At 42.9% G+C, this 25,276-nt stretch carries 19 protein-coding genes and 1 pseudogene; 18 read left to right on the top strand and 2 right to left on the bottom strand.

The window, feature by feature from the left end:
- The first annotated feature begins 3 nt into the window (after window positions 1-3).
- The 14 genes from gyrA to BN3261_RS13205 all read left to right on the top strand — a co-directional run bounded on the left by gyrA (window position 4) and on the right by BN3261_RS13205 (window position 18,771).
- Window positions 4-2,556 carry a DNA gyrase subunit A gene (gene gyrA / locus BN3261_RS13270; protein ID WP_059086495.1) on the top strand — a complete coding sequence of 851 codons (2,553 nt, stop codon included), beginning with the start codon at window positions 4-6 and terminating at the stop codon, window positions 2,554-2,556.
- A 15-nt stretch (window positions 2,557-2,571) separates the two neighbouring features.
- The gene (locus BN3261_RS13265) at window positions 2,572-3,201 is read left to right on the top strand and encodes a hypothetical protein (protein WP_021651690.1); all 630 of its coding nucleotides are present in this window, start codon (window positions 2,572-2,574) and stop codon (window positions 3,199-3,201) included.
- 23 nt (window positions 3,202-3,224) lie between these two features.
- Entirely contained in the window at window positions 3,225-3,938 is a 714-nt protein-coding gene (locus BN3261_RS13260; protein ID WP_021651689.1) for a lysophospholipid acyltransferase family protein, read from the top strand.
- Between the two features lie 181 nt (window positions 3,939-4,119).
- Window positions 4,120-5,586, top strand: a complete 1,467-nt coding sequence (locus BN3261_RS13255; protein ID WP_059086494.1) for an alpha-L-fucosidase — start codon at window positions 4,120-4,122, stop codon at window positions 5,584-5,586.
- Between the two features lie 67 nt (window positions 5,587-5,653).
- Window positions 5,654-6,976 carry an alpha-L-fucosidase gene (locus tag BN3261_RS13250; RefSeq protein WP_059086493.1) on the top strand — a complete coding sequence of 441 codons (1,323 nt, stop codon included), beginning with the start codon at window positions 5,654-5,656 and terminating at the stop codon, window positions 6,974-6,976.
- A 95-nt stretch (window positions 6,977-7,071) separates the two neighbouring features.
- Window positions 7,072-8,370: a leucine-rich repeat protein gene (locus BN3261_RS13245; RefSeq protein ID WP_059086492.1), complete on the top strand. Its 1,299-nt coding sequence runs from the start codon at window positions 7,072-7,074 to the stop codon at window positions 8,368-8,370.
- 252 nt (window positions 8,371-8,622) lie between these two features.
- Window positions 8,623-12,303: a leucine-rich repeat protein gene (locus tag BN3261_RS13240; RefSeq protein ID WP_059086491.1), complete on the top strand. Its 3,681-nt coding sequence runs from the start codon at window positions 8,623-8,625 to the stop codon at window positions 12,301-12,303.
- Window positions 12,304-12,547: 244 nt separating this feature from the next.
- Window positions 12,548-12,889, top strand: coding sequence for a nucleotidyltransferase domain-containing protein (locus BN3261_RS13235; RefSeq protein WP_015526591.1), 342 nt, complete (start codon window positions 12,548-12,550; stop codon window positions 12,887-12,889).
- Window positions 12,876-13,301 (top strand): HEPN domain-containing protein, encoded by a 426-nt coding sequence (locus BN3261_RS13230; protein ID WP_059086490.1) that lies wholly within the window; start codon window positions 12,876-12,878, stop codon window positions 13,299-13,301. Before BN3261_RS13235 ends, BN3261_RS13230 begins: the two co-directional genes overlap by 14 nt.
- A gap of 220 nt (window positions 13,302-13,521) precedes the next feature.
- Window positions 13,522-14,706 (top strand): LacI family DNA-binding transcriptional regulator, encoded by a 1,185-nt coding sequence (locus BN3261_RS13225; RefSeq protein ID WP_235812385.1) that lies wholly within the window; start codon window positions 13,522-13,524, stop codon window positions 14,704-14,706.
- Window positions 14,707-14,962: 256 nt separating this feature from the next.
- Complete coding sequence (locus tag BN3261_RS13220) at window positions 14,963-15,988, top strand: sulfate ABC transporter substrate-binding protein (protein ID WP_059086489.1); 1,026 nt, start codon at window positions 14,963-14,965, stop codon at window positions 15,986-15,988.
- A gap of 59 nt (window positions 15,989-16,047) precedes the next feature.
- Complete coding sequence (gene cysT / locus BN3261_RS13215; RefSeq protein WP_059086488.1) at window positions 16,048-16,887, top strand: sulfate ABC transporter permease subunit CysT; 840 nt, start codon at window positions 16,048-16,050, stop codon at window positions 16,885-16,887.
- Window positions 16,887-17,723, top strand: coding sequence for a sulfate ABC transporter permease subunit CysW (gene cysW / locus BN3261_RS13210; protein ID WP_059086487.1), 837 nt, complete (start codon window positions 16,887-16,889; stop codon window positions 17,721-17,723). The genes cysT and cysW overlap by 1 nt, the downstream gene beginning before the upstream one ends.
- Complete coding sequence (locus BN3261_RS13205; protein WP_059086486.1) at window positions 17,713-18,771, top strand: ABC transporter ATP-binding protein; 1,059 nt, start codon at window positions 17,713-17,715, stop codon at window positions 18,769-18,771. The genes cysW and BN3261_RS13205 overlap by 11 nt, the downstream gene beginning before the upstream one ends.
- Before the next feature lie 155 nt (window positions 18,772-18,926).
- On the opposite strand, the gene BN3261_RS13200 is transcribed toward BN3261_RS13205, so the two are convergent.
- Both BN3261_RS13200 and BN3261_RS13195 read right to left on the bottom strand, forming a co-directional pair.
- Complete coding sequence (locus tag BN3261_RS13200; protein ID WP_059086485.1) at window positions 18,927-19,874, bottom strand: serine hydrolase domain-containing protein; 948 nt, start codon at window positions 19,872-19,874, stop codon at window positions 18,927-18,929.
- A 21-nt stretch (window positions 19,875-19,895) separates the two neighbouring features.
- Window positions 19,896-20,732 carry a MurR/RpiR family transcriptional regulator gene (locus tag BN3261_RS13195; RefSeq protein WP_015526598.1) on the bottom strand — a complete coding sequence of 279 codons (837 nt, stop codon included), beginning with the start codon at window positions 20,730-20,732 and terminating at the stop codon, window positions 19,896-19,898.
- Window positions 20,733-20,991: 259 nt separating this feature from the next.
- Here BN3261_RS13195 and BN3261_RS13190 point away from each other — a divergent pair, with 259 nt between their 5' ends.
- The 4 genes and pseudogenes from BN3261_RS13190 (at window position 20,992) to tnpB (ending at window position 25,102) form a co-directional block, all read left to right on the top strand.
- Window positions 20,992-22,338, top strand: coding sequence for an APC family permease (locus tag BN3261_RS13190; RefSeq protein ID WP_059086484.1), 1,347 nt, complete (start codon window positions 20,992-20,994; stop codon window positions 22,336-22,338).
- 5 nt (window positions 22,339-22,343) lie between these two features.
- Complete coding sequence (locus BN3261_RS13185; protein ID WP_173702171.1) at window positions 22,344-23,276, top strand: serine hydrolase domain-containing protein; 933 nt, start codon at window positions 22,344-22,346, stop codon at window positions 23,274-23,276.
- A 307-nt stretch (window positions 23,277-23,583) separates the two neighbouring features.
- Window positions 23,584-24,005 (top strand): annotated as a pseudogene (gene tnpA, locus BN3261_RS13180) (IS200/IS605 family transposase).
- Window positions 24,005-25,102, top strand: coding sequence for an IS200/IS605 family element RNA-guided endonuclease TnpB (gene tnpB, locus BN3261_RS13175; RefSeq protein WP_059086482.1), 1,098 nt, complete (start codon window positions 24,005-24,007; stop codon window positions 25,100-25,102). Before tnpA ends, tnpB begins: the two are co-directional and overlap by 1 nt.
- Window positions 25,103-25,276 lie beyond the last annotated feature (174 nt).

Genomic DNA, 25,276 nt, shown 5'->3' with positions numbered 1-25,276 from the left:
AGAATGGAAGATAATATTTTTGACAAAGTCCACGAAGTGGATCTGGAAAAAACGATGAAGGAATCTTACATCGACTATGCCATGAGTGTTATCGCCTCACGAGCTTTGCCTGATGTAAGAGACGGTCTGAAGCCGGTACAGCGTCGAGTTCTGTACTCTATGATCGAGCTGAATAATGGTCCTGACAAGCCACACAGAAAATGTGCGCGTATTGTCGGTGATACCATGGGTAAATATCATCCGCACGGTGACAGCTCCATCTATGGTGCGCTGGTCAATATGGCTCAGGAATGGTCCACAAGATATCCGCTGGTTGACGGGCATGGAAACTTTGGTTCCGTGGATGGTGACGGTGCGGCTGCCATGCGATATACAGAGGCACGTCTCAGCAAGATATCCATGGAGATGCTTGCTGACATCAACAAGGATACGGTTGATTTTCAGCCGAACTTTGATGAAACAGAGCGTGAGCCGGTTGTACTTCCGGCACGTTTTCCGAACCTTTTAGTAAACGGTACTACAGGTATTGCGGTAGGTATGGCAACCAATATTCCGCCGCATAACCTTCGTGAAACTATCAATGCAGTTGTTAAGATCATTGATAACATTGTAGAAGAAGACAGAGAAACAGCTATGGAGGAGCTTCTTGAGATCGTAAAGGGACCGGATTTCCCTACAGGAGCGACCATCCTCGGAACGAGAGGGATCGAGGAAGCTTACCGTACCGGACGTGGCAAGATCCGTGTCCGTGCGGTGACGAATATCGAGACTTTGCCAAACGGTAAATCCCGTATCGTGGTTACCGAGCTCCCGTACCTTGTAAACAAGGCACGTCTGATCGAGAAGATCGCAGAGCTTGTCCGTGACAAAAAGATCGACGGGATCACAGACCTGAACGACCATTCCAGCCGTGAGGGTATGCGAATCTGTATTGATCTTCGTAAGGATGCCAATGCCAACGTGATCCTGAATCTGCTTTACAAGCATACACAGCTGCAGGATACTTTTGGTGTGATCATGCTTTCTCTTGTTCCAAATCATGGAAGTATGGAACCGAAGGTTCTGAACCTGAAAGAGATGCTGGAGTACTATCTGGAGCATCAGGAGAATGTAGTTCGCAGAAGAACACAGTATGATCTTAATAAGGCACAGGAGAGAGCCCATATTTTGGAGGGCCTTCTGAAGGCACTTGATAATATTGACGAAGTGATCCGCATCATCCGTGGTTCCCGCAACGTACAGATCGCCAAGCAGGAGCTGATCGACCGTTTTGAGTTGACAGATGTGCAGGCACAGGCGATCGTGGATATGCGTCTCCGTGCACTGACAGGTCTGGAAAGAGAGAAGCTGGAGGCTGAGTATGCAGAGCTTATGGAGAAGATCCGCAAGTTCCAGGCAATCCTTGCTGACCGCAAGCTCCTTCTCCGGGTGATCCGAGAGGAGATCCTTGCCATTGCAGAGAAATACGGCGATGACAGAAAGACTTCCATCGGATACGATGTATATGATATCTCTACAGAGGATCTGATCCCGAGAGAAAATACAGTGATCGCAATGACAAAGCTTGGTTATATCAAGCGTATGACCGTTGACAACTTCCGCAGCCAGAACCGTGGCGGCAGAGGAATCAAGGGTATGCAGACGATTGAGGATGACTATATCGAAGAGCTTCTGATGACGACAACGCACCATTATCTCATGTTCTTTACTAATACAGGACGTGTATACAGACTGAAGGTATATGAGATCCCGGAGGCTGGTCGTACAGCCAGAGGAACTGCGATCATCAATCTTCTGCAGCTTGCACCGGGAGAAAAGATCACAGCTGTGATCCCGCTTCGTAAATATGAAGAGGGGCATTATCTGATGATGGCCACCAAGAAAGGCCTTGTGAAGAAAACTCCGATCAAGGATTACGAGAATGTCCGTAAGACAGGTCTTACAGCAATCGTTCTTCGTGATGATGACGAGCTGATCGAGGTTAAGGCTACTGATAATAATAAAGATATTATTCTTGTGACCAGGGACGGACAGTGTATCCGCTTTAAGGAAACGGATGTCCGCAGCACAGGCCGTGCGTCCATGGGAGTAAGAGGTATGAATCTTACTGACGGTGATGAAGTTGTTGCCATGCAGCTGAACACTCAGGGAGATTATCTGCTTGTAGTTTCCGAGAACGGAATGGGCAAACGTACAGCTATGAGTGAGTTCGTTGTCCAGAACCGTGGCGGTAAGGGTGTGAAGTGCTACAAGATCACCGAGAAGACCGGAAATGTTGTTGGCGCCAAGGCTGTCAACGAAGAGAACGAGATCATGATGATCACTACAGAGGGTATCATTATCCGTCTGCAGTGTGCGGATATCTCTGTTCTTGGAAGGATCACCTCCGGTGTGAAGATGATCAATCTTACAGAGGGTGTAACCGTTGCAAGTATCGCCAAGGTAAGAGATAAAGATCCGGAAGCAGATACAACTACCGAAAAAGCTGACGGAGAAACCGGCGATAACGAAGAAGGCTCTGCAGAGGAAGCTGTCACAGGCAGTGAAGAGGAATAAGGTCGAGGATAAGTCATGACGACGACAAAGAAAAAACGCAGAAAAAAATCAGTAAAGAAGCTGAAATACTCTAATAAAAAACTGAATTTTGTCCACATTGCGACACTGGCGGGGATCATTCTGATCCTGCTGGTGATCGTTCTGGCGGCCAGAGGTTGCGGAAAGATCAGCCACAGAACTCCGGAGGGGGTTGTGGAAGGCTACATCAAAGCGGCAGCAGCAGGCAAGAATAAAAAGATGCAGAGCTGTTACAGTGCGGATAAGTTATCGGATGAGGCGAAAACAGAGATTTCCTCCACGATAAAATATTTTCAGGCCCATGGAGTAAAGGATGTAAATATCGACAGCTGTGGCTCCATTTCTGAAAACAAAAATTATTCTTATGTTTATATCCGCTATAATCTTGTTCTGGAGAACGAGCAGGAATATCCATGTATCAGTACCTATCTTGTAAAGGTCCAGGACAAAAAGTATTATCTGTATGCGCCTTCTGAGATTTCAGATAAGATCAGCCAGCAGGCTGCCAAGGATTATCAGAAATTTATGACTACGAAAACCTATACAGATTATACAAAGGCTTATGAGGTTTTTCTGAAAAAGAATCCGGGATACGAGGATAAGATCGCAGGGAAACTGAACGGATAAAGCAGAGGCGGGAGGATGTAAGAATGAAGCGGATTTTGCTGATGGTGCTCAGAAATATAGTCTTTGTTCCTTACTGGTGGATCAAGCTTTGCTGGTATGCAGCGCATACAGATGATTATCCGGAAGAGAAGAAATACGCATTCCTGAGACTGGTAGATGAGCATGCCATCGAAGGCGGAAATATCCATATTGATGTGCATGGAGCTGAAAATATCCCAAAAGAAAAGGGATTTATGTTTTTTCCGAATCACCAGGGACTGTTTGATGTGCTGGCGATCATCCGGGCATGCCCGGTTCCTTTTTCGGTAGTTGCCAAGAAGGAAGTTGGAGAGATTCCTTTTCTGAAGCAGGTTTTTGCCTGTATGAAGGCCTTTATCATTGACAGGGAAGACCTGAAGCAGTCCATGCAGGTCATTGTCAATGTAATACGGGAAGTGAAGGCTGGTCGTAATTATCTGATCTTTCCGGAGGGAACCAGAAGTAAAAACGGAAATCATCCGGGACCGTTCAAGGGCGGCAGCTTCAAGACTGCCACCAAGACGAAATGCCCGATCGTTCCGGTTGCACTGATCGATTCCTTTAAGGCTTTTGATACCGGTTCTACAGAGAGGATCACCGTACAGGTGCATATCCTTCCTCCGATGTATTATGAGGAATACAAAGATATGCATACCACAGAGCTCGCAGAAGAAGTGAAGAGACGGATCGAAAAGGTGATCGAAGAGAATATTATGTAAAAAAGAAAAGACTTTGATGAAGTTGGAACAAAAACATCATCAAGGTCTTTTTTTGTTGTATGTTTTGTATAAAAACGAAACGTTTTATTTGTGGATTGTTGGGCATATACAACCAAAAGGTTTGATGATAACATAGAGACATCCATACAATATAAATAAAAGATGTAAAGAGGACGAACAGATGAAAAAAGAAGAATACCTTTCTCTGATCGATGAGGTGATCGCACAGGGACCGTACACGGATACCTGGGATTCTCTCTGTGAGCATCCTACGCCGAAGTGGTATGCAAGAGATAAATTCGGAATTTTTATCCACTGGGGTGTTTACAGTGTTCCGGCTTTCGGAAATGAATGGTATCCCAGAAATATGTATGTGAAAGGCTCTAAGGAGAACCTGCATCATACAGAGAAATACGGAACTCTGGATAAATTCGGCTACAAGGATTTTATTCCTCAGTTTAAGGCTGAGAAGTTTGATCCGAAGGAATGGGCGGCCTTATTTAAAGAGGCGGGGGCGAAATTCGTAGTTCCGGTAGCGGAGCATCACGATGGATTTCAGATGTATGCAAGTGACCTTTGTCGCTGGAACGCTGCTGAGATGGGACCGAAAAGAGATATTCTCGGAGAGCTGAAGACAGAGGTTGAGAAAGAGGGAATGGTTCTCGGTGCTTCTTCTCACAGAGCAGAGCATTACTGGTTCTTTAATGGAGGTCGTCAGATCCCGGAGGCTGATGTCAATGATCCGGAATATGCGGATCTTTATGGGCCGGCAGCAGGAATCACCAGAGATATGAGTGATATTTATGACAATCCTCCGACAGAGGAGCATATGCAGGACTGGCTTGTCCGCACCTGCGAGATCGTGGATAAATATCAGCCATCCATCGTGTATTTTGACTGGTGGATCCAGCAGTATGCATGGAAACCGTATCTTCGTAAATTTGCAGCATATTATTACAACCGTTCTGCACAGTGGGGAAAAGAAACAGCCATTGATGCCAAATTTGACGCATATGTTTACGGCAGCGCAGTCAATGATCTGGAAAGAGGTCAGTTAGACCATATCACACCGGATCTGTGGCAGAATGATACGTCTGTAGCTAAGAATTCCTGGGGCTATACCATTGGAAATGATTATAAGAAGCCTTCCGATGTAGTGCTGGATCTGATCGATGTAGTCAGCAAAAATGGTGCACTTCTTCTTAATATCGGACCGAAGCCGGATGGAACAATTCCGGAAGAGGATGCACATAGCCTGAGAGAAATGGGAAAATGGCTGAAGGTAAACGGAGAGGCGATATACGGAACCAGATACTGGAAGATATTCGGAGAGGGACCGACGGTGGTTCCGGAAGGACATTTCACGGATACCTATGATAAGCACTTTACTTCTGAGGATATCCGTTTTACAAGTAAGAGCAATCATATTTATGCGACTGTTCTGCACTGGCCGGAGGATGGAGAGATCCATATCAAAGCTCTTGGCAATGATATGAAGCTTTTGAAATCCACGATCCGGGATATTGAGATCCTCGGAACAGATCTGCATCCGGCATTTGCGAGAAATAAAGAACTGGATATTTCCTGCGGAAGAGGGGTTATTGAGGCGGGAGATATGCCGGTGGTATTGAAGATCACAGTAGAATAGCTGTTGGGGGAAGCGAGTAAATTATAATGTCTTTTTGAAAGGACAGAAAGGATAAGGTATTTTAATTATGGGAGATGTAAGATTCACAGGAAACTGGAACTCTGTAAATGCACACACAGTTCCAAAATGGTATGAGGATTGTAAATTTGGAATTTTTATCCATTGGGGAATTTATTCCGTGCCGGCATTTGCACCGCATACATGGGAGCTGGGAGAGGTTGATTCCAAGGAATGGTTTGCGGATAATCCGTATGCAGAATGGTATTACAATTCTCTGAACATTGGAAAAGGCCCTACATATAAGCATCATATAGAAAAATACGGAAAAGATTTCAAATACGAAGATTTTATTCCTATGTGGAAAGCTGAAAACTGGGATCCGAAGCAGTGGGCAGAGATCTTCAAAGAAGCAGGTGCGGAGTATGTTGTTCTGACAACCAAGCATCATGACGGATTCTGCCTGTTCCCAAGTAAATATACACATTTCAATTCCGTAGAAATGGGACCGAAGAGAAATATCACCGGTGAGCTGACAGAAGCTGTCCGTGACGCAGGAATCCGCATGGGTCTGTATTATTCCGGACTGATCGACTGGCAGTATGCAAACGATCCTATTTTTGAGGATGATGATCTGTTTGGAACAGCCAGCCCGACATTTGCATATGCAGATTATTCCTATAATCAGATGAAAGAGCTTGTTGATGATTATGCACCGAGTGTGTTCTGGAATGATATCGGATGGCCGACACAGAGTGAAGAGATGATGCCGTATTTCTTTGCACATTATTACAATAAGGTTCCGGAGGGTGTGGTAAATGACCGTTTCAACGGACGTTATCACGATTTCCTTACTAAGGAATATAAATCCGGTTCTGTAAACAGAAATGAGAAATGGGAGATGTGCCGTGGAATGGGCTTATCTTTCGGTTATAATGCCAACGAAGGCGATGACAAGCTGATCTCTGTTCCGGATCTGATCTCACTTCTTGTCGGAACAGTGGCAAATAACGGAAATCTTCTCCTGAACATCGGCCCGAAGGCAGACGGAACTATCCCGGAGGAGCAGGTAAGAAGACTGAAGATCCTGGGTGCATGGCTGAAGGTAAACCATGACGGTATTTACGGAACACGCTGCAGTGACCGTGAATCTGAGTTGCTTGAGAGTGGAATCGAGCTCCATTATACACAGAAAGACGGAAATCTGAATGTGTTTGCAGATCATCTGAAGGAAGGTGCCAATGAATTCCTGATCAAGGGCTATCACGGAGCGCTGAGACCATTTGATCCGGCAGTGAAGGTAGAAACTGAAGATACTGCAGAGGGACTTCTTGTGAAGATTCCGGAATATAAAGAAGATATGTATGTGGTTGGATTAACCAACAGATTCTAAATGATGAACATGAGGACCGGATGTATGCCGGTCCTTTTGGTGCTGCATGAGAGAAGATCGTGGATATCCGATCGATTCTCAGGGAGGGAGCTTTTATGTTTGGGAAAAAAATCGCAATACTGTTATCAACGGCAATGATCCTGACAGGGTCCTGTGTATCTTCTGTGGCTGTACATGCACAGACTGGTTATGCGGCTGAATATGCACAGGAAGCATCGACAGCAGGTGCGCAGAGCACTGCAAAGCTTGTTGCGAAGGGCTCCTGTGGAAGCAAAGCTGTTTACCGGTTGTACTCCAATGGAAACCTGCAGATACAGGGAAAAGGGGAGGTTAAGGTTACCGATGATTTTTCATACAGATCAGCAATGATAAAAACAGTAACCGTTGCATCTGGGATCACGGGAATCGGTGACAGAACCTTTTCAGGCTGCAGAAATATGAAGAGGATTTCGTTGCCGGGAACTCTGCGGAGTATTGGAGTAAGAGCATTTGGAGATACTGCGATCACCAGGATCAAGCTTCCTGATGGAATGAAAAGTATTGGTGCATATGCTTTTTACCAGAGTAAGCTTATGAGCCTGGATGTACCGAAAACTGTGACAAAAATTGATGAATATGCTTTCAGTTACTGTAACAATCTGGAATCTGTCAGCATTCCGGGAAGTGTGAAAATATTACCGGAATCGTTATTTGAGGCGGATATGAAGCTGAAAAAGGTTACGCTTGGACAGGGCGTTTCCAGGATAGAAAGAGCGGCCTTTCGGCATTGCGGTTTGACAGGAGTAAGCTTTCCAGACAGTGTTACGGTTATTGGGGAAGGTGCGTTTTCTTTTTGTACAGATCTCAGAAAGGTGTCGTTGCCGAAGAAGCTTACAGAGATCGGGAACGGTGTATTCAGTAATTGTCGAAAACTGGGGAATATTACAGTACCTGCCAGTGTGAAAAAGATCAGAAGCCATGCTTTTTATGATTGCCTGGCAATGAAAAAGATTACGATCCTCAACAGTAAAACAGTGATAGAAAAAGAAGCGATCGGCTATAATTTCAATAGTGGAAAAAATAAAACTTTTGTCATTGCCGGAAAAAAGGGTTCTACTGCTCAGACTTACGCAAAGAAAAATGGGTTCCGTTTTTTGAACAATACTGCCGCAGTAAGGACCGCAAAGATGACCGGCGTGCCCAAAACAAAAACCATACTTCGTGGAAAAACATATACGATCCAGGCAGTGACCGTGCCGTATTACAGCGACGAAAAGATTCTTTTCCGTTCCTCGGATCGCAGGATCGCTACGGTAAATTCCAAAGGTGTTGTAAAGGGAATCCGAAAAGGGACGGCCTTGATCACTGTGCAGAGCGGAGCGAAAAAACTGAACTGTAAGATAACGGTGAAGTAACGATGAAGCAGGCGTACGTAAAATCGCCATAACAGTGAAAGAATACAAAAGAAAATAAAAACAGAAGCCCGGCAGATGAAACATGGAGAGTTTTCACATGTGCAGCTGCCGGGTTTTTATAGTAGAAAAAATGTTAAAAAATGTCTGTAAACAGACAAAATATGACAAAAATATTCTAAACAAAGCTTGATTAAATGTGATGGGAAATTTATAATTTTATTATAAATGTGAATTGGAAAATGGGGGAAATCTATGAAGAAAAAGAACATTGCATGGCTGCTGTCTGCGGCTATGATCCTGACAACAGCGGTGGCTCCGGTGGAGACAGTGTCTGTGTATGCGGCTGAGGAATTTCAGGCGGATGAAACAAAAATAGCAGGAGCAGAAAACGGAGATACAGCGACAGAGACAACAGCGGAAATTGCAGTAGATGCAGCGGAAAATGAAACTGCAGGAGCGGATGAAAGTGAGGAAACTGTCGCTGCAGCGTCAGACGCAGAAGGCGAGGAAGAAACTGAAAGTGAAGGATCCGAGGAGAATGCGCAGGCTGACGATGCCAGTAATCTGGAGATGTTTGACGACAGTGCAGAGGAACTGAATGTAGAGACAGAAGCAGACAGCTCTGAGAATGTAGAACTGGAAGCAGAAGTGGAAAATGGTTTTTCAGATGGAGAAGCTGTGATAGCTGGTGCGGGCGACAGTTCGGAAGTTGTTGACAGTGGAAGCTGTGGAAGTAATGCTACTTATAAGCTGTATGGGGATGGACGGCTTGTGATTGAAGGTAGTGGTGTGGCATTTTCCTGGCAGTTTAGAAATGATGAAAGGATTAAAAGCATAGAAATTGGAGAAGGAATTACTTCTCTTAATTGTGGGTCATGGGATGGTATATTTCAGGATTGTAAGAATTTAACCAGTGTTACATTACCAAAAAGTTTAACAAGTTTGGGAAATTATACATTTTCAGGTTGTAGTAATTTAAGTACAATTATATTGTCGGAAAACCTGACAAGTATTGGAGAATGCGCATTCAGCAATTGCGATAGTTTAAGCAGTATTAATATTCCTAAGAGTGTGTCAACAATAGAAAGAGAGACATTTTATGGATGCAGCAATCTGAAAGATGTTGTATTAAAGGATGGAGTAACGACTATAGGTGAAGGTGCATTTCAGTATTGCAGCAGTCTGAGCAATATTAATATTCCTAAAAGTGTAACATCAATAAAACAGAGAGCATTTAGCCAATGTGGAAAGCTGAATAATATTGTATTACCGGAGGGACTTACAACTATTGAAGAAAGTACGTTCTATAATTGCAATAGTCTGAGCAGTATTAATATTCCCAACAGTGTGACATCAATTGGAAAGGCTGCGTTTGAGAACTGCAGCAGCTTAAGCAATATTGTTTTGCCGGATAGCCTGACAACTTTAGGAGAGAACGCATTTGGAAATTGTGAGAAGCTCAGCAATGTAACACTTTCCAAAAATCTGAAAAGTATAGAAGCGAATACTTTTTATAATTGCAGTAGCCTAACAGCTATTGAAATTCCGGAAGGTGTAACAAGTGTGGGAGCTGGAGCGTTTTATGATTGCACAGCTTTGGGTAGCGTTACATTTCAAAACAGTCTTGAAAGTATAGGGGATTCAGCGTTTTATAACACTGGAATAAAGGAAGTTTCACTTCCGGATAGTCTGACAGATATAGGAACAGGAGTATTTTCCGACTGTTCAGACTTGAGAAGTGTTATACTTCCATCCGGACTTAAACGTATAAATAATTCTATGTTTTTAGGGTGCGGAAGATTGAACAGTATTGTAATTCCAGACGGTGTCACAGAAATTGGAGAAGCGGCTTTTTCAGGCTGTGGAAGACTGACGGAAATTAATCTGCCAGCTGGAGTGACAACGATTGAAACTGGCGCATTTAATAATACTGGTGTAACAGAGTTCAAATTACCAAATGGTCTGAAAACGATCGGAGACAGTGCATTTTCAAGTGGTCAATACAGTACGATGATAGTTCCGGAATCCGTAACAGATATAGGAAAATATGCATTTGCAAGTAATGACAATCTAAAAACTGTTAAACTTCCGGATAGTATCACCGAAATAAAGGCAAATACATTTGATGATGATGACTATATTGAAAGTATAAAATTACCTAAAAACCTGAAAAAAATAGGTAATAATGCGTTTTATTATTGTCAGAGAATAAAAACCCTGGAAATTCCAAACAGTGTAACAGAAATTGGTGAATATGCATTTTCACGCTGTTACAGTCTTGAAGCAATTCAGTTACCAAAAGAACTGACAAGTGTTGCATATGGTACACTTTTATCCTGCGAAAAACTTACAGACATCACCATCCCAGAAAATGTAACCAAGATTGACACCGATGCATTTAAAGACTGTCAGGCGCTCAGAAGTGTTTATATTCCAGGAAATTCTGTAAAAATCGAGAAACGTGCGATCGGCTACAATTCAGATACTGAGAAGAACAGTACACTTGTGATCATAGGCCATAAAGGTTCCACAGTCGAAACCTACGCAGCAGGAGAAAACTTCGCATTCCATAATGTCGCAGATCCGTTAACACATTATGTAAGTGTTGAGCCGACTTGTATAAACGAGGGAAATATCGAATACTGGCATTGCAATGTATGCGGAAAAGATTTCGGCAATGAGGCAGGAACTGTAGTTTCCGGTGAGACAAAAATCGAGAAGCTTGAACATAAATTTACCTGGGTTGACTGGAAAAAAGCAACCTGTACTGAAGATGGAAACAGGGAGTACTGGCACTGTGAATCTTGTGGAAAAAATTATGATGATCCATACGATGGTAATGAATTAGAATCTGTAGTATATCCTGCAACAGGCCATGAACTGGAATTAGTTCCGGGATTAGCTGCCAATTGCTGGAACTCAGGCAGACGTGAATACTATCAGTGCATGAAATGCGGAAAGTGTTTTCTGGACAAAGAGGCAAAAAAGGAGATTTCTGATCCGAATGATGAGTTGATTACTCCTATACTGGGGCATGAATGGTCAGAATGGAAATTGCGGGAGATTGCAACAGGTGCTCATGGATACCAGATTGGAAAAAGCTACCCGATAGATGCATCAGAGGCTTATCAGAATGAGAGAACTTGTAAGCGGTGCGGACAGATAGAATTTGGAGAAATTCTGACTTATACGGTCCATGTTAATGTAGATCAGATCACCCTGAAATATGGTCAGTCCACAACTGCAGTCCGTGCTTCTGGTTTTACAAAAGGAGATTATGTAAAGAGTGTAACAGCAAGAAATAAGAATCTTGTAACAGTGTCCAATGTTAGCAAAAATGGTACATTCAAACTTACTGCAAAAAACAGATCCGGAAAAACGTATGTGGATATTAATTTAAAAAGTGGAGTATCAGTTGCTGTAATGATAACTGTTCAGAAAGGCAAGGTATCCACCCGCTACATCACAAACCTGAAATCCACCCGCATCTACAAAGGAAAAACAGTAACTCTGAAACCAGTTCTTGACCCGATTACAAGTCAGGATAAGGTTACATACAGCACTTCAAACAAGAACATCGCAACTGTAAATTCCAAAGGTGTTGTCACAGGAAAACAGGTAGGAACTGCAAAGATTACAGTAAAAGCCGGAAGCAAAAAATCAGTTGTTACTATCAAGGTAATGCCAAAAGTCAAAACAACAAAACTCACCGGTGTACCAAAAACAAAGACCGTGAACAGAGGAAAAACCTTCACCATCAAAGCCGTTGCAACACCAAGAAATACTGATGAGAAGGTCACTTATAGATCATCCAACAAAAAAATCGCAACTGTCACATCCAAAGGAGTTGTAAAAGGCATCAGAAAAGGAACTGCAACTATCACCGTTCAGAGTGGTTCTAAAAAACTGACCTGTAAGGTAACGGTTAAATAATTCAAGGGATATTAGCAATCCGCATTTGTTATTTGCTCATAGTTATATCTTATATATTTGAGCACGCAAAACAGACTGGAGCTTGATAAGAATATATATTAGGTTCTCAGTCTGTTTTTGTATGTCTGGAGAATTATGTCGAAAAAATTTCATTGCGGAATAATGATATAAAAGCGTATAATTAAATGGAAGAAATAGTGGTTATCGAATAAAGATGTTTTATCAGATAGAAGGGGGCGGGATTATGCCGGTATCGATGAAGACATTGTTGGAACAATACACAAAAATATTACAGAAAATATATGGGAAACATTTGAAAAGTGTTATTTTATACGGCTCATATGCCAGAGGAGATTATAGAGAAGATTCTGATATCGATATTATGATTCTCCTTGATCTGTCTGATATAGATATTAAGCAGTATCGTCATGAATTGGCAGGAGAAACTTTTGATTTTAATATGGATCATGATCTTGATATTAAGCCAATTGCAAAAAGTGAAAAACATTTTCTGAATTGGGTTGATGTTTATCCATTTTATGCAAATGTAAAGAAAGAGGGGGTAAAATTATTTGATGCAGCTTGATGAAAAAGGAACGCAGAAAGATCTTATTTTTTATCGGATTGAAACTGCCCAAAGTGATATTAAAGCTGCGGAAATTCTTTTGAATGCAAAAGAATTTCGAGGTGCTAATAATCGGGCATATTATGGTATTTATCATGCAATTTCAGCAATACATGCACTAGATGGAAATGCATATAAACGTCATAAAGATGCATTAGCAAATTTCAATAAGAATTATATTAAAACAGAGATTTTTCCCAGAAAACTTGGACGAAAAATCGTAGAAGCAGAAGAAATCAGACATGCCAGCGATTATGATGATTTTTATATTGCAACAAGAGAAGAAGCAGAAGAACAGATAGAAACGGGTAAACAATTATTGGAATTGATAGAAGAATATATCAAAAGAAAATTAAAGGATAATAATAAGTGATGATCGCAAAAAATACCTTCCACAGTAACTCTGTGTAAGGTATTTTTTTGTAGTGCGCCTTGCTTGGTAATGTAATGCTAAATGAGATGGGCAAGGCGCAGAATCCGGGTGGTCTACTGGAAGATGCAGCAAAAAAGAACACGTTTTCACAAAATAAGATTGACTTTTTTTAAAACTCTTATTATCATATAAAACATATTTAATTACTATGAAATAAGGAATGATAAAAAGTTCTGTTACACTGATGATGCTGAGTTACATAGATGACGTTGAGCAGCTTACAGGACTGGTAGCGGGTAGACTTTTTTCAGAGGGAGGGGACGGGTACATGTCCATCAAGAAGATCGCAGAAAAGGCAGGGGTTTCACCGGCGACGGTTTCCAGAGTTTTGAATAATCCCAATTATAAATGTTCTGTTTCCGGACTCAGGGATAAGATATGGAAAACAGCTATCGAGATGAATTATGTGCCCAACGAGGCGGCCCGGAATCTGAAAAAAGGCGTTTCCGCAAAGCAGGAGAAAACCTGGTACATCAATATCCTGATGACAAGAACCGATTCTTCCACAACGGATCCGTTTTTTGCGGAGCTTCTTCGGGTGATCGAAAGTGAGATCCATGATAAAAACTGCATTCTTTCCAAAGTATGGTATATGTCTGTGTTTTCCGATGACCGGAAGTGCCGAAGGGAGAATCTGGACCGGCTGATCGACGGAATGTATGATGAGGTGGAAGGGAAAAGGGACGGACTGATCATCATCGGCAGATGTAATAAAGAGGCTTTGAAGAAGCTGAATAAGAAGTATAAGAGTGTGGTATCGGTGAACCGGAATTCTACCAATTATGAAGTGGATGAGGTCCTTTGCGATGGGAAAAAGATCGCAGCAGCGGCAGTGGAATATCTGATCTCCCTGGGGCACAAAAATATCGGTTATATTGGCCAGTGTCACAGCGAGGACCGGTATAACGGGTATCTGGAAACACTGAAGAAGCATGATCTGGATGTGATACCGGAGTATGTTATCGAAACAAAGCAGACTGAGGCCGAGGGCTACGAGGCCATGGAAAAGTTCTTTCAGTCGGACGACATGCCAACCGGAATCTACTGTGCCAATGATATTTCAGCGATCGGAATGCTGAAGTGCCTGAATAAATTTCGGAACAGGTATTATATGCCTTCGATCATATCCAGCGATGATATACAGGAGGCACAGTTTACCAGACCGATGCTGACAACGGTGAGTCTGCCCAAGGAGGATATGGGAAAATTTGCATTATACCTGCTGCTGGACCGGCTGAAGGGCGGGCATTCCGGTATTGTGCGAATGGAGCTGGAAGGCAGACTGATGATACGGAACAGCTGCAGCAGTGTGGAGGACAGTATGTGGAGCGATTATTGTATCTGAGTGTTGCGGATGCGCAGATATAGTGACAGACAGGATGCGGTTGCGCTATGACCAGAGTATTTCGTGAAAACGTTTTCAAATATTCCTATTTAATTAATGGGAATAATATGGTTTAATGTATTCAATTCAAATAAAAAAATTACAGAACCACAGTAAACGGAAAGAACAGGTATGATTTGACAGCGAAATGAAGCAGTTACATTGTTGGGAAAAAGATTTCTAAATAAAAATGTGGTTGTAAAGGAGTACACAGATCATGAAAAGAAAACGCATTGCAGGTGTCTGTATCACACTGGCAGCAGTGGTACTGGCAGGAACTTTTGCAGTATCGGGAAACAATACAAAGGATAAAAATCATGTGGAGATCATCAATGTGTCCTATGATCCGACCAGAGAATTTTATGAAGCATATAATAAGATTTTTTCAAAATATTGGAAAGAGGAAACAGGTCAGAGTGTGGATGTGATTCAGTCTCATGGCGGTTCCGGAAAGCAAGCCCTTGAGATTTCCAACGGACTTCCTGCAGATGTGGCGACACTTGCACTGGAATATGATATCGATGCGATCCGGAATGCCGGTCTGATCGACAAGGGCTGGATCGATGAATATCCGGATGACAGTGCTCCTTATACTTCCACCATTGTATTTCTTGTTCGGAAGGGAAATCCGAAGAATATCCACGACTGGGATGATCTGACAAAGGATGGTGTGGGGGTGATCACTCCCAATCCGAAAACCTCCGGTGGTGCCCGCTGGAATTACATGGCAGCCTGGGCTTATGCCAATGAGAAATATAACGGCAACGAGACAGAGATGAAAGCCTTTATCAAGAAGCTTTACAAAAATGTCCTGGTTCTGGATTCCGGAGCAAGAGGTGCCACAACCTCTTTCGTGGAAAACGGGCAGGGGGATGTGCTGATCGCCTGGGAAAATGAAGCGTTTCTTTCTGTAAGGGACAATCCGGATGATTACGAGATCGTAACGCCGGGCATCAGTATCCTGGCACAGCCATCCGTTGCTGTTGTAGATGAAAATGTGAAAAAGCATGATAATGCAGAAGCAGCGAAAGCATATCTGAAATATCTGTATTCCGATGAAGCTCAGGAGCTGATCGCGGAGAATTACTATAGGCCGGTTGATCAGACGATCCTGAAAAAGCATGTAGATACTTTTAACCTGAAGGTGAAGCTGACAACGATCAAAGATTTCGGCGGCTGGGATGCAGTTCAGAAAAAGCATTTCGCAGACGGCGGAGTGTTTGATGAGATCTATGAAGAGTAGAAGAGCCTGAGATTTTGTAACAGATCAGAAACTTAGAATAGAAAAGAGGGGAGACAGAAATGAAGAAACAACAGAGTAAACGTGTGATACCAGGCTTTGGACTGACAATGGGAGTGACTTTGGCGATGCTGAGTATCGTAGTTCTGATCCCTCTTGCGTCTTTGGCAGTATATTCGGCGCGGCTGGGTTTTCGGGAATTTATTGAGGTGATCACACGGCCGAGGGTTTTGTCCGGATTCTATGTAAGCTTTATTACCGCATTTGCGGCCACAGTGATCAATGCTATTATGGGCCTGGTCCTTGCGTGGGTGCTGGTAAGATATGATTTTCCGGGAAAAAGGATCATGGATGGAATGATCGAGCTGCCTTTCGCACTGCCGACTGCAGTTGCCGGTATCTCACTGACATCCCTGACATCCGATAAAGGTCTGGTGGGAAGCTTTTTTGCAAATTTCGGTATTAAGATCGCATATACCAGAATCGGTATCACGGTGGCATTGATCTTTGTGGGAATCCCTTTTGTGGTCAGGGCCATTCAGCCGGTTCTGGAGAAGCTGGACGGTTCCTATGAGGAGGCGGCTCGTGTCATGGGTGCAAAGCCATTCACCGTTTTTCGCAGAGTTATTCTTCCTGAGCTTCTGCCGGCAATGCTTTCCGGGGCGGGACTTGCCTTCGGACGTTGCCTGGGAGAATACGGAAGCGTTGTTTTTATCGCAGGAAACAAGCCTTACTATACAGAGATCACGCCGCTGATCATCATGTCAAAGCTTCAGGAGTTTGACTATGAAAGCGCAACAGCTATCGCACTGGTTACACTGGCAGTATCATTTCTGATCCTGTTTGGTGTGAATCTGGTGCAGGCAAGAAATACGAAACGTATCAGAGGGAGGGATGCATAATGGATGAAAAAAAGAAGCAGGCTTCCGGGCCGGTGAAATGGATCCTTATCGGGATTTCCGTGATCTTTCTTTTTGTGATGCTGGTACTGCCTCTGGTGGTTGTTGTAACCCAGGCACTGAGCAAGGGCTGGCAGTGCTATGTGCAGGCGGTGACAGATGAGTACACGCTGAAAGCGCTGAAGCTGACCATTGGGGCGACGGCTGCGGCTGTTGTATGTAACACGATCTTTGGTCTGTGTGCGGCATGGGCAATGACCAGATTTCATTTTCGGGGAAAAAAGCTCCTTACCACTTTGATCGATGTTCCGGTTACAGTATCACCGGTTATCGCAGGTCTTATCTATATCCTGGTTTTTGGAAAGCAGAGTCCTCTTTATTCTGTTCTTGAAAGTGCAGGGATACAGATCGTGTTTGCAGTTCCGGGAATTATCCTAGCGACGATCTTTGTCACGTTTCCATTTGTGTCCAGAGAGATCATACCGGTTCTGGAATCCATAGGGTCCGATGAGGAAGAGGCGGCAGCACTGATGGGAGCAAAAGGCTGGACGATTTTTACCAAGGTGACATTTCCGCATATCAAGTGGGCATTTCTCTATGGTGTTGTGCTGTGTACAGCCAGAGCCATGGGAGAGTTTGGAGCTGTGTCCGTACTGTCCGGACATCTCCGTGGAAAAACAAATACACTTCCGCTGCATGTGGAAATTCTTTATAACGAATTCCAGTATGTTCCGGCATTTGCGGTTTCTTCGATTCTGGTGATCCTGGCGGTGATCCTTCTGATCGCAAGAAATGTTCTGGAGCATAAAGGAAAGGGGGAAAAAGGCGATGTACGTTGAGTTAAAAAATATCAATAAAACATATGGGGATTACAAGGCATCTGATAACGTAAGCTTTGGTATCGAAAAGGGGAAGCTGATTGGTCTTCTGGGGCCCAGCGGAAGCGGAAAAACTACGATTCTCCGTATGATCGCCGGTCTGGAGCAGCCAGACAGCGGGGAGATCATCATCGACGGAAGAGTGGTCAATGATGTGCCTGCCAGCGAGCGAGGCATTGGATTTGTGTTCCAGAATTATGCTCTCTTCCGGTATATGACGGTGTATGATAATATTGCATTTGGCCTGAAGGTGCAGAAGGCGGACAAGAAGTATATTAAGCAGAGGGTTATGGAACTGGTAGAGCTGATCGGGCTGAAGGGCCTGGAGAAAAGATATCCGAGTCAGATGTCCGGTGGTCAGAGACAGCGAGTTGCTTTTGCCCGGGCTCTGGCTCCGAATCCGCAGCTTCTCCTTCTGGATGAGCCTTTTGCGGCGATCGATGCAAAGATTCGTACGGAGCTTCGAAGTTGGTTGAAGGATATGATCGAGAAGCTGGGGATCACCAGTATTTTTGTTACCCATGACCAGGATGAGGCTATTGAGGTGGCGGATGAAATTATTATTACCAACCGTGGACGGATCGAGCAGAAGGGAACTCCACTGGAGGTTTATCAGAATCCGGATACTGCGTTTACGGCGGGATTTTTCGGGCAGACTTCTGTGATCGATGATTACCAGGTGTTCAATCACTTCGAGGAAGTTCCGGGAGGCGAAAAAGCCATTGTCCGTCCGGAGTTTGTAAAAGTGACTAAGAAGAACGAGGAACAGAAATATAAAAGCTCCGCAACAGAGGGCATCGTAGAACGAGTCGCATTCCGCGGCAGCAGCCTGGAACTGAAAGTCCGTGTAGGAAACACCACACTCAGCGCCAGAAGAAGCCTTGACGAAGAACCCGTCCGGGAAGGCGAAGTTGTGGATGTGTTTGTGCAGAGGATTTTTGTAACGAAGGGAAATGAGGCAGTACTGCTACATAATACAGCTATGGTTGAGGATTGGTTAGTGATATAAAAAAATGCCGCGGGAGCGGCATTTTTTTATGAGCAAGTAGCGTTAGCGGATTGCGAATATCATATGATATGGCCGCGGAAGCGGCATTTTTTTATGAGCAAGTAGCGTTAGCGGATTGCGAATATCATATGATTTGCCGAGGGAGTGGCATTTTTTTATATATGTGAAATTTTCACACCGTAATATTCTGCAAGGGAATCTACCAGATCATCACGGATTTTTTTGTGGTCATTGCCATCTAGGGACATGACACAGGATACCATCTGACGTTTTTTATCAACGACGCAGTATTGGCCGTAATTGCCGGACAGGATCAGTGTATCTTCCATAGGTCCCATATATATGAAATAACCATAACCATAGCTCTGGTAATCCGGATGCTCCGTCAGTGGATTGTAAGAATCGATATGTTTCTGACAGGCATCAATCACGAATTTTTTTGGGACGATCTGTTTTCCGTTACATTCTCCCTCATGCAGAAGCAAATGTCCAAAACGCGCCAACTCGTCAATTGTCAGGTATAATCCATTGGCTGCCATACAGTGTCCTTGAGGACAAAGGGTCCAGTCCGGATTTGGAATTCCAATCGGTTCAAGTAGACGATATCGCAGATAGTTCAGCAAATCGGTACCGGATTTTTCTTCTATAAGGACGGACAAAATATAAGAACAGAAGTTGCTGTATACGAAATGTGTACCGGGTGTATATGGAAAAGAATCATTCTGAAAGAAATATCTCACCCAGTCCTTTTCTCTGTATCGCTCTGGTCCATCGCAGAAAAAGAGCGGATCTTTCTGACCGGATGACATGGTAAGAAGATCACGGATCTTTATCTTGTACAGATTTTCAGAAGGGTCGGAAGGGAAATATTTTTCAAACCAAGGATAAATGTATTCATCAAGAGTGATCAGTCCTTCACGTTCTGCGATACCTGCGGCCATTGCAACAAAAGGCTTGCTGATAGACCATATATTTAAACGGGTTTTGACCGGAAAAAGTCTAAATTCTTCTTTTAGAAGATCATTTTTATATATCTGTGCGTAGATGATATTGGAATGATGTTGCTTTGATTTCTCAAGAAAAATATCTAAAATTTCCTGCATGATAATCCCCCCCTGAAATTATTATTCGTAAAAAAGATCAAAGTCTGAATAAAGTTCTTCTAGGTCATGAAGTCGTGTACTGATGGATTTGCACCTGGTTTTGCGGATTTTTGCAACAATACTGTCAAACAGACAATAGAGGCATGAGAAGGAGTTAAATCCCATTTCATTGAGATTGATCTCTATAATGATAGCGTGGTCTGCCAGCGCCCATGCCGGTGATGAAATGCTGTCTGTGATGGCGAGTATCTTTGCACCATGATTTTTGGCAATCTGTGCATATTTCAGAGACCATTTGGTATAGCGGGCAAAAGAGATCAGAAGAACAACTGTATCCTCGGATGCTTCTGTGAGATATTCGAAATTGGAATCGTAAAATTCGTGAACCACCTTGGTATTTCCAAGAAGCTGATTCAACAGAGTTCCCATCCAGAGAGCGGCACTGTAGGAAGAGCGTGCACCAACAATGAGGCGTTTTTTGGCATTGCTCAGATGGGTAACAATCTGATCCATATCTTCCTGATTCAGATGAGATGCCCAGCTTTCCATGGAATGGAGTTCATTGGCAATGATGTTTTGATAAAAATTTCCGCTATCCAGCAGTGAATCGTCTTTTATAACCGTAGGAACGGAAAGAATATCATTCTGTACAGTACGCTGCATTTCAGAAAAACTTTCAAATCCCAGGGAATAGGCAAGGCGTATGATAGTGGTTTCGCTTACGGAAATTTCCTTGCTGAGTTTCGCAAGGGTGGAATAACTGAATGAATCAAGGTGTTGTAATATATATTCGGCAACTTTCTTCTGACCGGCAGAAAGGAAAGATACTTTTTCACGGATCAACTGTTCTATTTTCATGAAAACCTCCTGTACTGTACGATTAGTATAATAAATTATAACAGGTGTAAAGTTTGATTACAATATAATGGAGTAAAAAATTCTTCTTAACATAAAAAAGATGTAAATAATGCACAAATTAAAGTGTGTATTTTTAATAATATTGTCAATAGAAATCTTGAAACCTAGATGTTAATATAGCATTAAATAATTCATATGACGTCAGAAAAAGAATTAATTGCACTATTAATATTAAAGTCAATAAAAAAGGGGGGCTTTTATGTCGTCAACAGTAAAGGAAATAAAAGAAAAAACAGGTTACCTGAAACGAAGTGATCTTTATACAATCGGTGTAGGACAGGCGATTGGATCGGGTGTTCTGACACTGATCGGACCGGCAATTCTTTTGACTGGTCAGTCAGCATGGTTGGCATATGTAGCTGCATGTATCTGGGGATTTATGATGATTGCACCAATTCCATGGATCACATCTACACTGAAACTTGGAGGAGGATTTTATTCTCTGGTAGGAGATATGGCCGGCAAACGAGTTGCCGGTATGTATGCAGTAGGATTTTTGCCACAGACGATCAATCTGGCGACTTATGGTGTGGCAATTGGTATGTATGCAAATTCCCTGTGGCCGCAGATTAATGCGAAATGGTTTGGAATTGCAGCCCTGAGTGTGTTCTTTGCCATCAATCTGTGTGGTGTGGATGTAATGGCGAAGGTACAGAAAATTCTGGTTATCCTGCTGTTTGTTGCACTTGGTCTGTTTATTGTTCTGGGATGCCTCCAGCTGAAAAATCCGGTGTTTGAGTTTACAGCACCAGACTTTTTCTACAATGGTCCATCCGGATTCTTTTCCGCAATCATGCTGTATGTATATTCAACAAACGGATATTCCTGCATTATGAATTATGGTAAACAGGCAAAAGAAGCGCATAAAGATATTCCAAAGGCACTTCTGTACTGTATTCCGACACTGATGGTTGTATATGGCGGTGTTGCAATTGTAGCAAGTGGTGTGCTTCCTCTGGATCAGGTAGCCGGACAGCCGCTTACCCTGGTTGCAAAAAATATTTTAAATCCGGCACTTTTCACAGTATTTATGATTGGTGGTCCGGTACTTGCACTGTCTTCATCCATTAATTCAACAATTTCCAATAACTGTATTCCGGTTGCACAGTCCTGTAAAGATGGATGGCTTCCGAAATCATGGGCAGCTCAGAACAGAAGAGGGGCTTACTGGAAACTGATGACATTTACTTATCTTATGGGAATATTACCTGTGTTACTGGACTTTTCTATCAGTGATGTTGTAAATAATATTATGCTTCTGGCATCAGCATTGGCATTTCTGCAGATTTATGCGTATTTCCAGCTTCCGAAAAAACATGCAGAAGCATGGGAAAAATCACCAATGCATATTTCTAACGGAAAATATTATTTCCTCTGCTGTTTGAGCCTGTTTGCATATATCTGCATTTTTATCAATTCTTGCAGAAGCCTGAAACTTCCGGTAGTAATCATCAGTCTGATAGCCATTGTAGTATGCATGGCTTACGGATGGTTTAGAAGTGTAAGTCCTGATGTAAAGATGGAAACAAGTGTGTGGGAGGATTAATGTTTATGAATAAAGACCAGAACCTGATCAATGAATTTGCTATCAAAACTTTAAAAGAAAATCTCAATGTTATGTATGCGCAGATATGGCGTGAAGGACAGTTAACGGCAGAATATAAAAGAATGCCTGTCAAGACACGCCTTAACACCTGGTCTGCCTGCAAGGGTGTTGTGTCCTGTGCGGCAGGAATCGCACTTGATGAAGGGCTGATTCGACTTGATGAGAAGATTGTGGATATTTTTCCAGAGTATGCACCGGAGAATCCGGAAGGATATCTGGGGGATGTAACGCTGGAAAATATGCTGACAATGACTACAGGTTTGGAAAGCTCTCTGTTTTTCTGTGACTGGCCGGAGCGTTACACAACTCCGGACTGGATCCGATATTTCTTCGAGAATGCGAAAGTGATAAAAAAACCGGGAACAGAATGGCTGTACAGCAATTTTAATACTTATATGATCAGCTGCGCGATTGAAAAACGTGCGGGAGTTAATCTTCTGGAATATTTGAGAAATCGCTTTTTTGAGCCGCTGGGAATTGGAAATCCAGACTGGACTTTGTGTCCGAAAGGGCATGTGCATGCGGCTAATGGACTTTATGTGAATATTGATGAGTTTACCCGGTATGGACAGATGATTCTTCACAAGGGAAATTATAATGGAAAACAGCTGGTGCCAGAGTCATACATGAAGATGGCAACGTCCAATCTGGTGGATAATTCAGCGGCAGGAAGCCCGGGAAATCTTTATTCCGGTTTTGGATATGGATATCAGTTTGTCATGAATCCGGAAGCCGGTTCCTATCGATCCGATGGAAATTATGGTCAGTTCTGTCTGGCGTTTCCTGACAAGGATGCAGTAGTAACTGTAATGTCTCTGGAGGGGGATTTCCAGAAAATAGGAAATCATCTATGGACTACAGTGGTTCCGGAATTATAAGAATTCTGTCTGGCAAATCAGACAGTGTAAGAGGGCTTAAATCTTTCTGGCTTGACATTGGTCAGAAACCGTTTTATACTCCTGTCTTTGACAGTTGCTAAACAAAAAAATCGCTGTACCTTTTGATTTTACTGGGGTTCGGCGATTTTTTTGTGTCGTTTTGGAATATAGTATTTTATCCAATGCGTCGTAAAACCCCCTGCTTCAACTATGGGGATATAAGACGCGTCCATCGAATTTATGCAAGTAATTGAAGAGGGACAAAATAGTAATTGTATTAACTAATAAACCATAATATAATACAAATATGAACACAACATATAAATCAAACAACAATGTCGTCTATTCCTGTAAATACCATGTAGTATGGTGTCCAAAGTATAGACGAAAAGTATTAATTAACGGTGTGGACGTCCGGCTGAAGGAGCTGCTCACAGAGTATGCTGCAAATTTTTCTGTAGACATTCTGGAAATGGAGATCATGCCAGACCATGTTCATATGCTTTTGGAAGTAGATCCTCAGTTTGGCATCCACAAAGCTGTAAAGTCATTTAAAGGCTATACGTCCAGAGTTTTAAGACAGGAATTTCCCTATCTTAAAACGAAAATGCCGACTCTCTGGACAACAGCTATTTTGTATCGACGGTGGGCGGTGCCCCGATGGAAGCAGTAAAACAGTATATTGAAAACCAGAAAACATCGCAGAGACAAAAGGATAAGATGGGATAATGCAAAAAGGAATTAAATTCAGGATCTACCCGAACAGAGAACAGAAAAACTTCATCCATCAGACCCTGGGATGTTGCCGGTTCATCTACAACCGGGGACTTGCCATGCGTAAGGAAGGCTATGAAAATGGGGAAAAGATCGGCTATTCCCAGACTTCCGCCATGCTGACTGAACTGAAAAAGCAAGAGGAGTTTGCCTTTCTGAAAGCAGCAGATTCCATTGCATTACAGCAGTCTTTGCGGGATCTCGACCGGGGATTTGTGAATTTCTTTCAGAAACGGGCTTCCTATCCAACCTTCAAAAGTAAACATAACCGGTTCCAGTCATACAGAACGGTAAATCAAAAAGATAATATTCGTATTGTGGGAAGATATATCAAACTTCCGAAACTTGGATTTGTTAAAATACGGCAGTCGATGGAAGTGGAAAAGATTAATCACGTGATCATTGAGCACACACCGGCTGGAAAATATTTTGCGGTTTTAAATGTTGATTTTGAACCGGAACCACGCTCAAATGCTGGGGGAACGATAGGGATTGATGTCGGAATCAAAGCGTTCTACTCCGACAGTAATGGAAATACGGTATCAAATCCCAGATATCTGGAACGCTCAATGCGAAAACTCATAAGAGAACAGCGCAGGCTTTCCCGAAAACAAAAAGATTCCCATAACCGCGAGAAGCAGCGGATCAGGGTGGCAAGAGTGTATGAGAAAGTAACCAATCAGCGGAATGATTTCCTGCAGAAACAGTCAACGATGCTGGTGCGTGAAAACCAAACCATCTGTATTGAAGATCTGAATGTTAAGGGGATGATCCGGAATCATAAACTGTCAAAATCGATAGCGAGTGTTTCCTGGGCAAAATTTTTTGAAATGCTGGAATATAAAGCTGGCTGGTATGGAAATGAAATTCACAGAGTACCAACGATGTATCCGAGCAGTCAGACCTGCAGCTGTTGTGGCTACAGAGATCCACGGATAAAAAATCTGGGCATTCGTATCTGGGAGTGTCCCAAATGCCATGCGGTTCATGACCGGGATACGAATGCAAGTATCAATATTCTGAAAAAAGGACTGCAGATGCAGTCTGCATAAAGATAAAAACTGTACCGTAGGGCATACGGGAACAGTATAAATATAGCTTGTGGACACTGTGTAAGACATTGCAGTACCGTAAGGTGTTTGCCAATGCAGTAGTGGGAGAAGCAAGAATCCCCCTGCTTTAGTTGAGGGGAGTGTCAAGCCATTGTAGAAACTGCCGAATTTCAC

Origin of the sequence: Blautia massiliensis (ex Durand et al. 2017) (assembly GCF_001487165.1) — a bacterium.
GTDB lineage: Bacteria > Bacillota > Clostridia > Lachnospirales > Lachnospiraceae > Blautia_A > Blautia_A fusiformis.
This window is presented reverse-complemented; position numbering and strand designations above follow the sequence as displayed.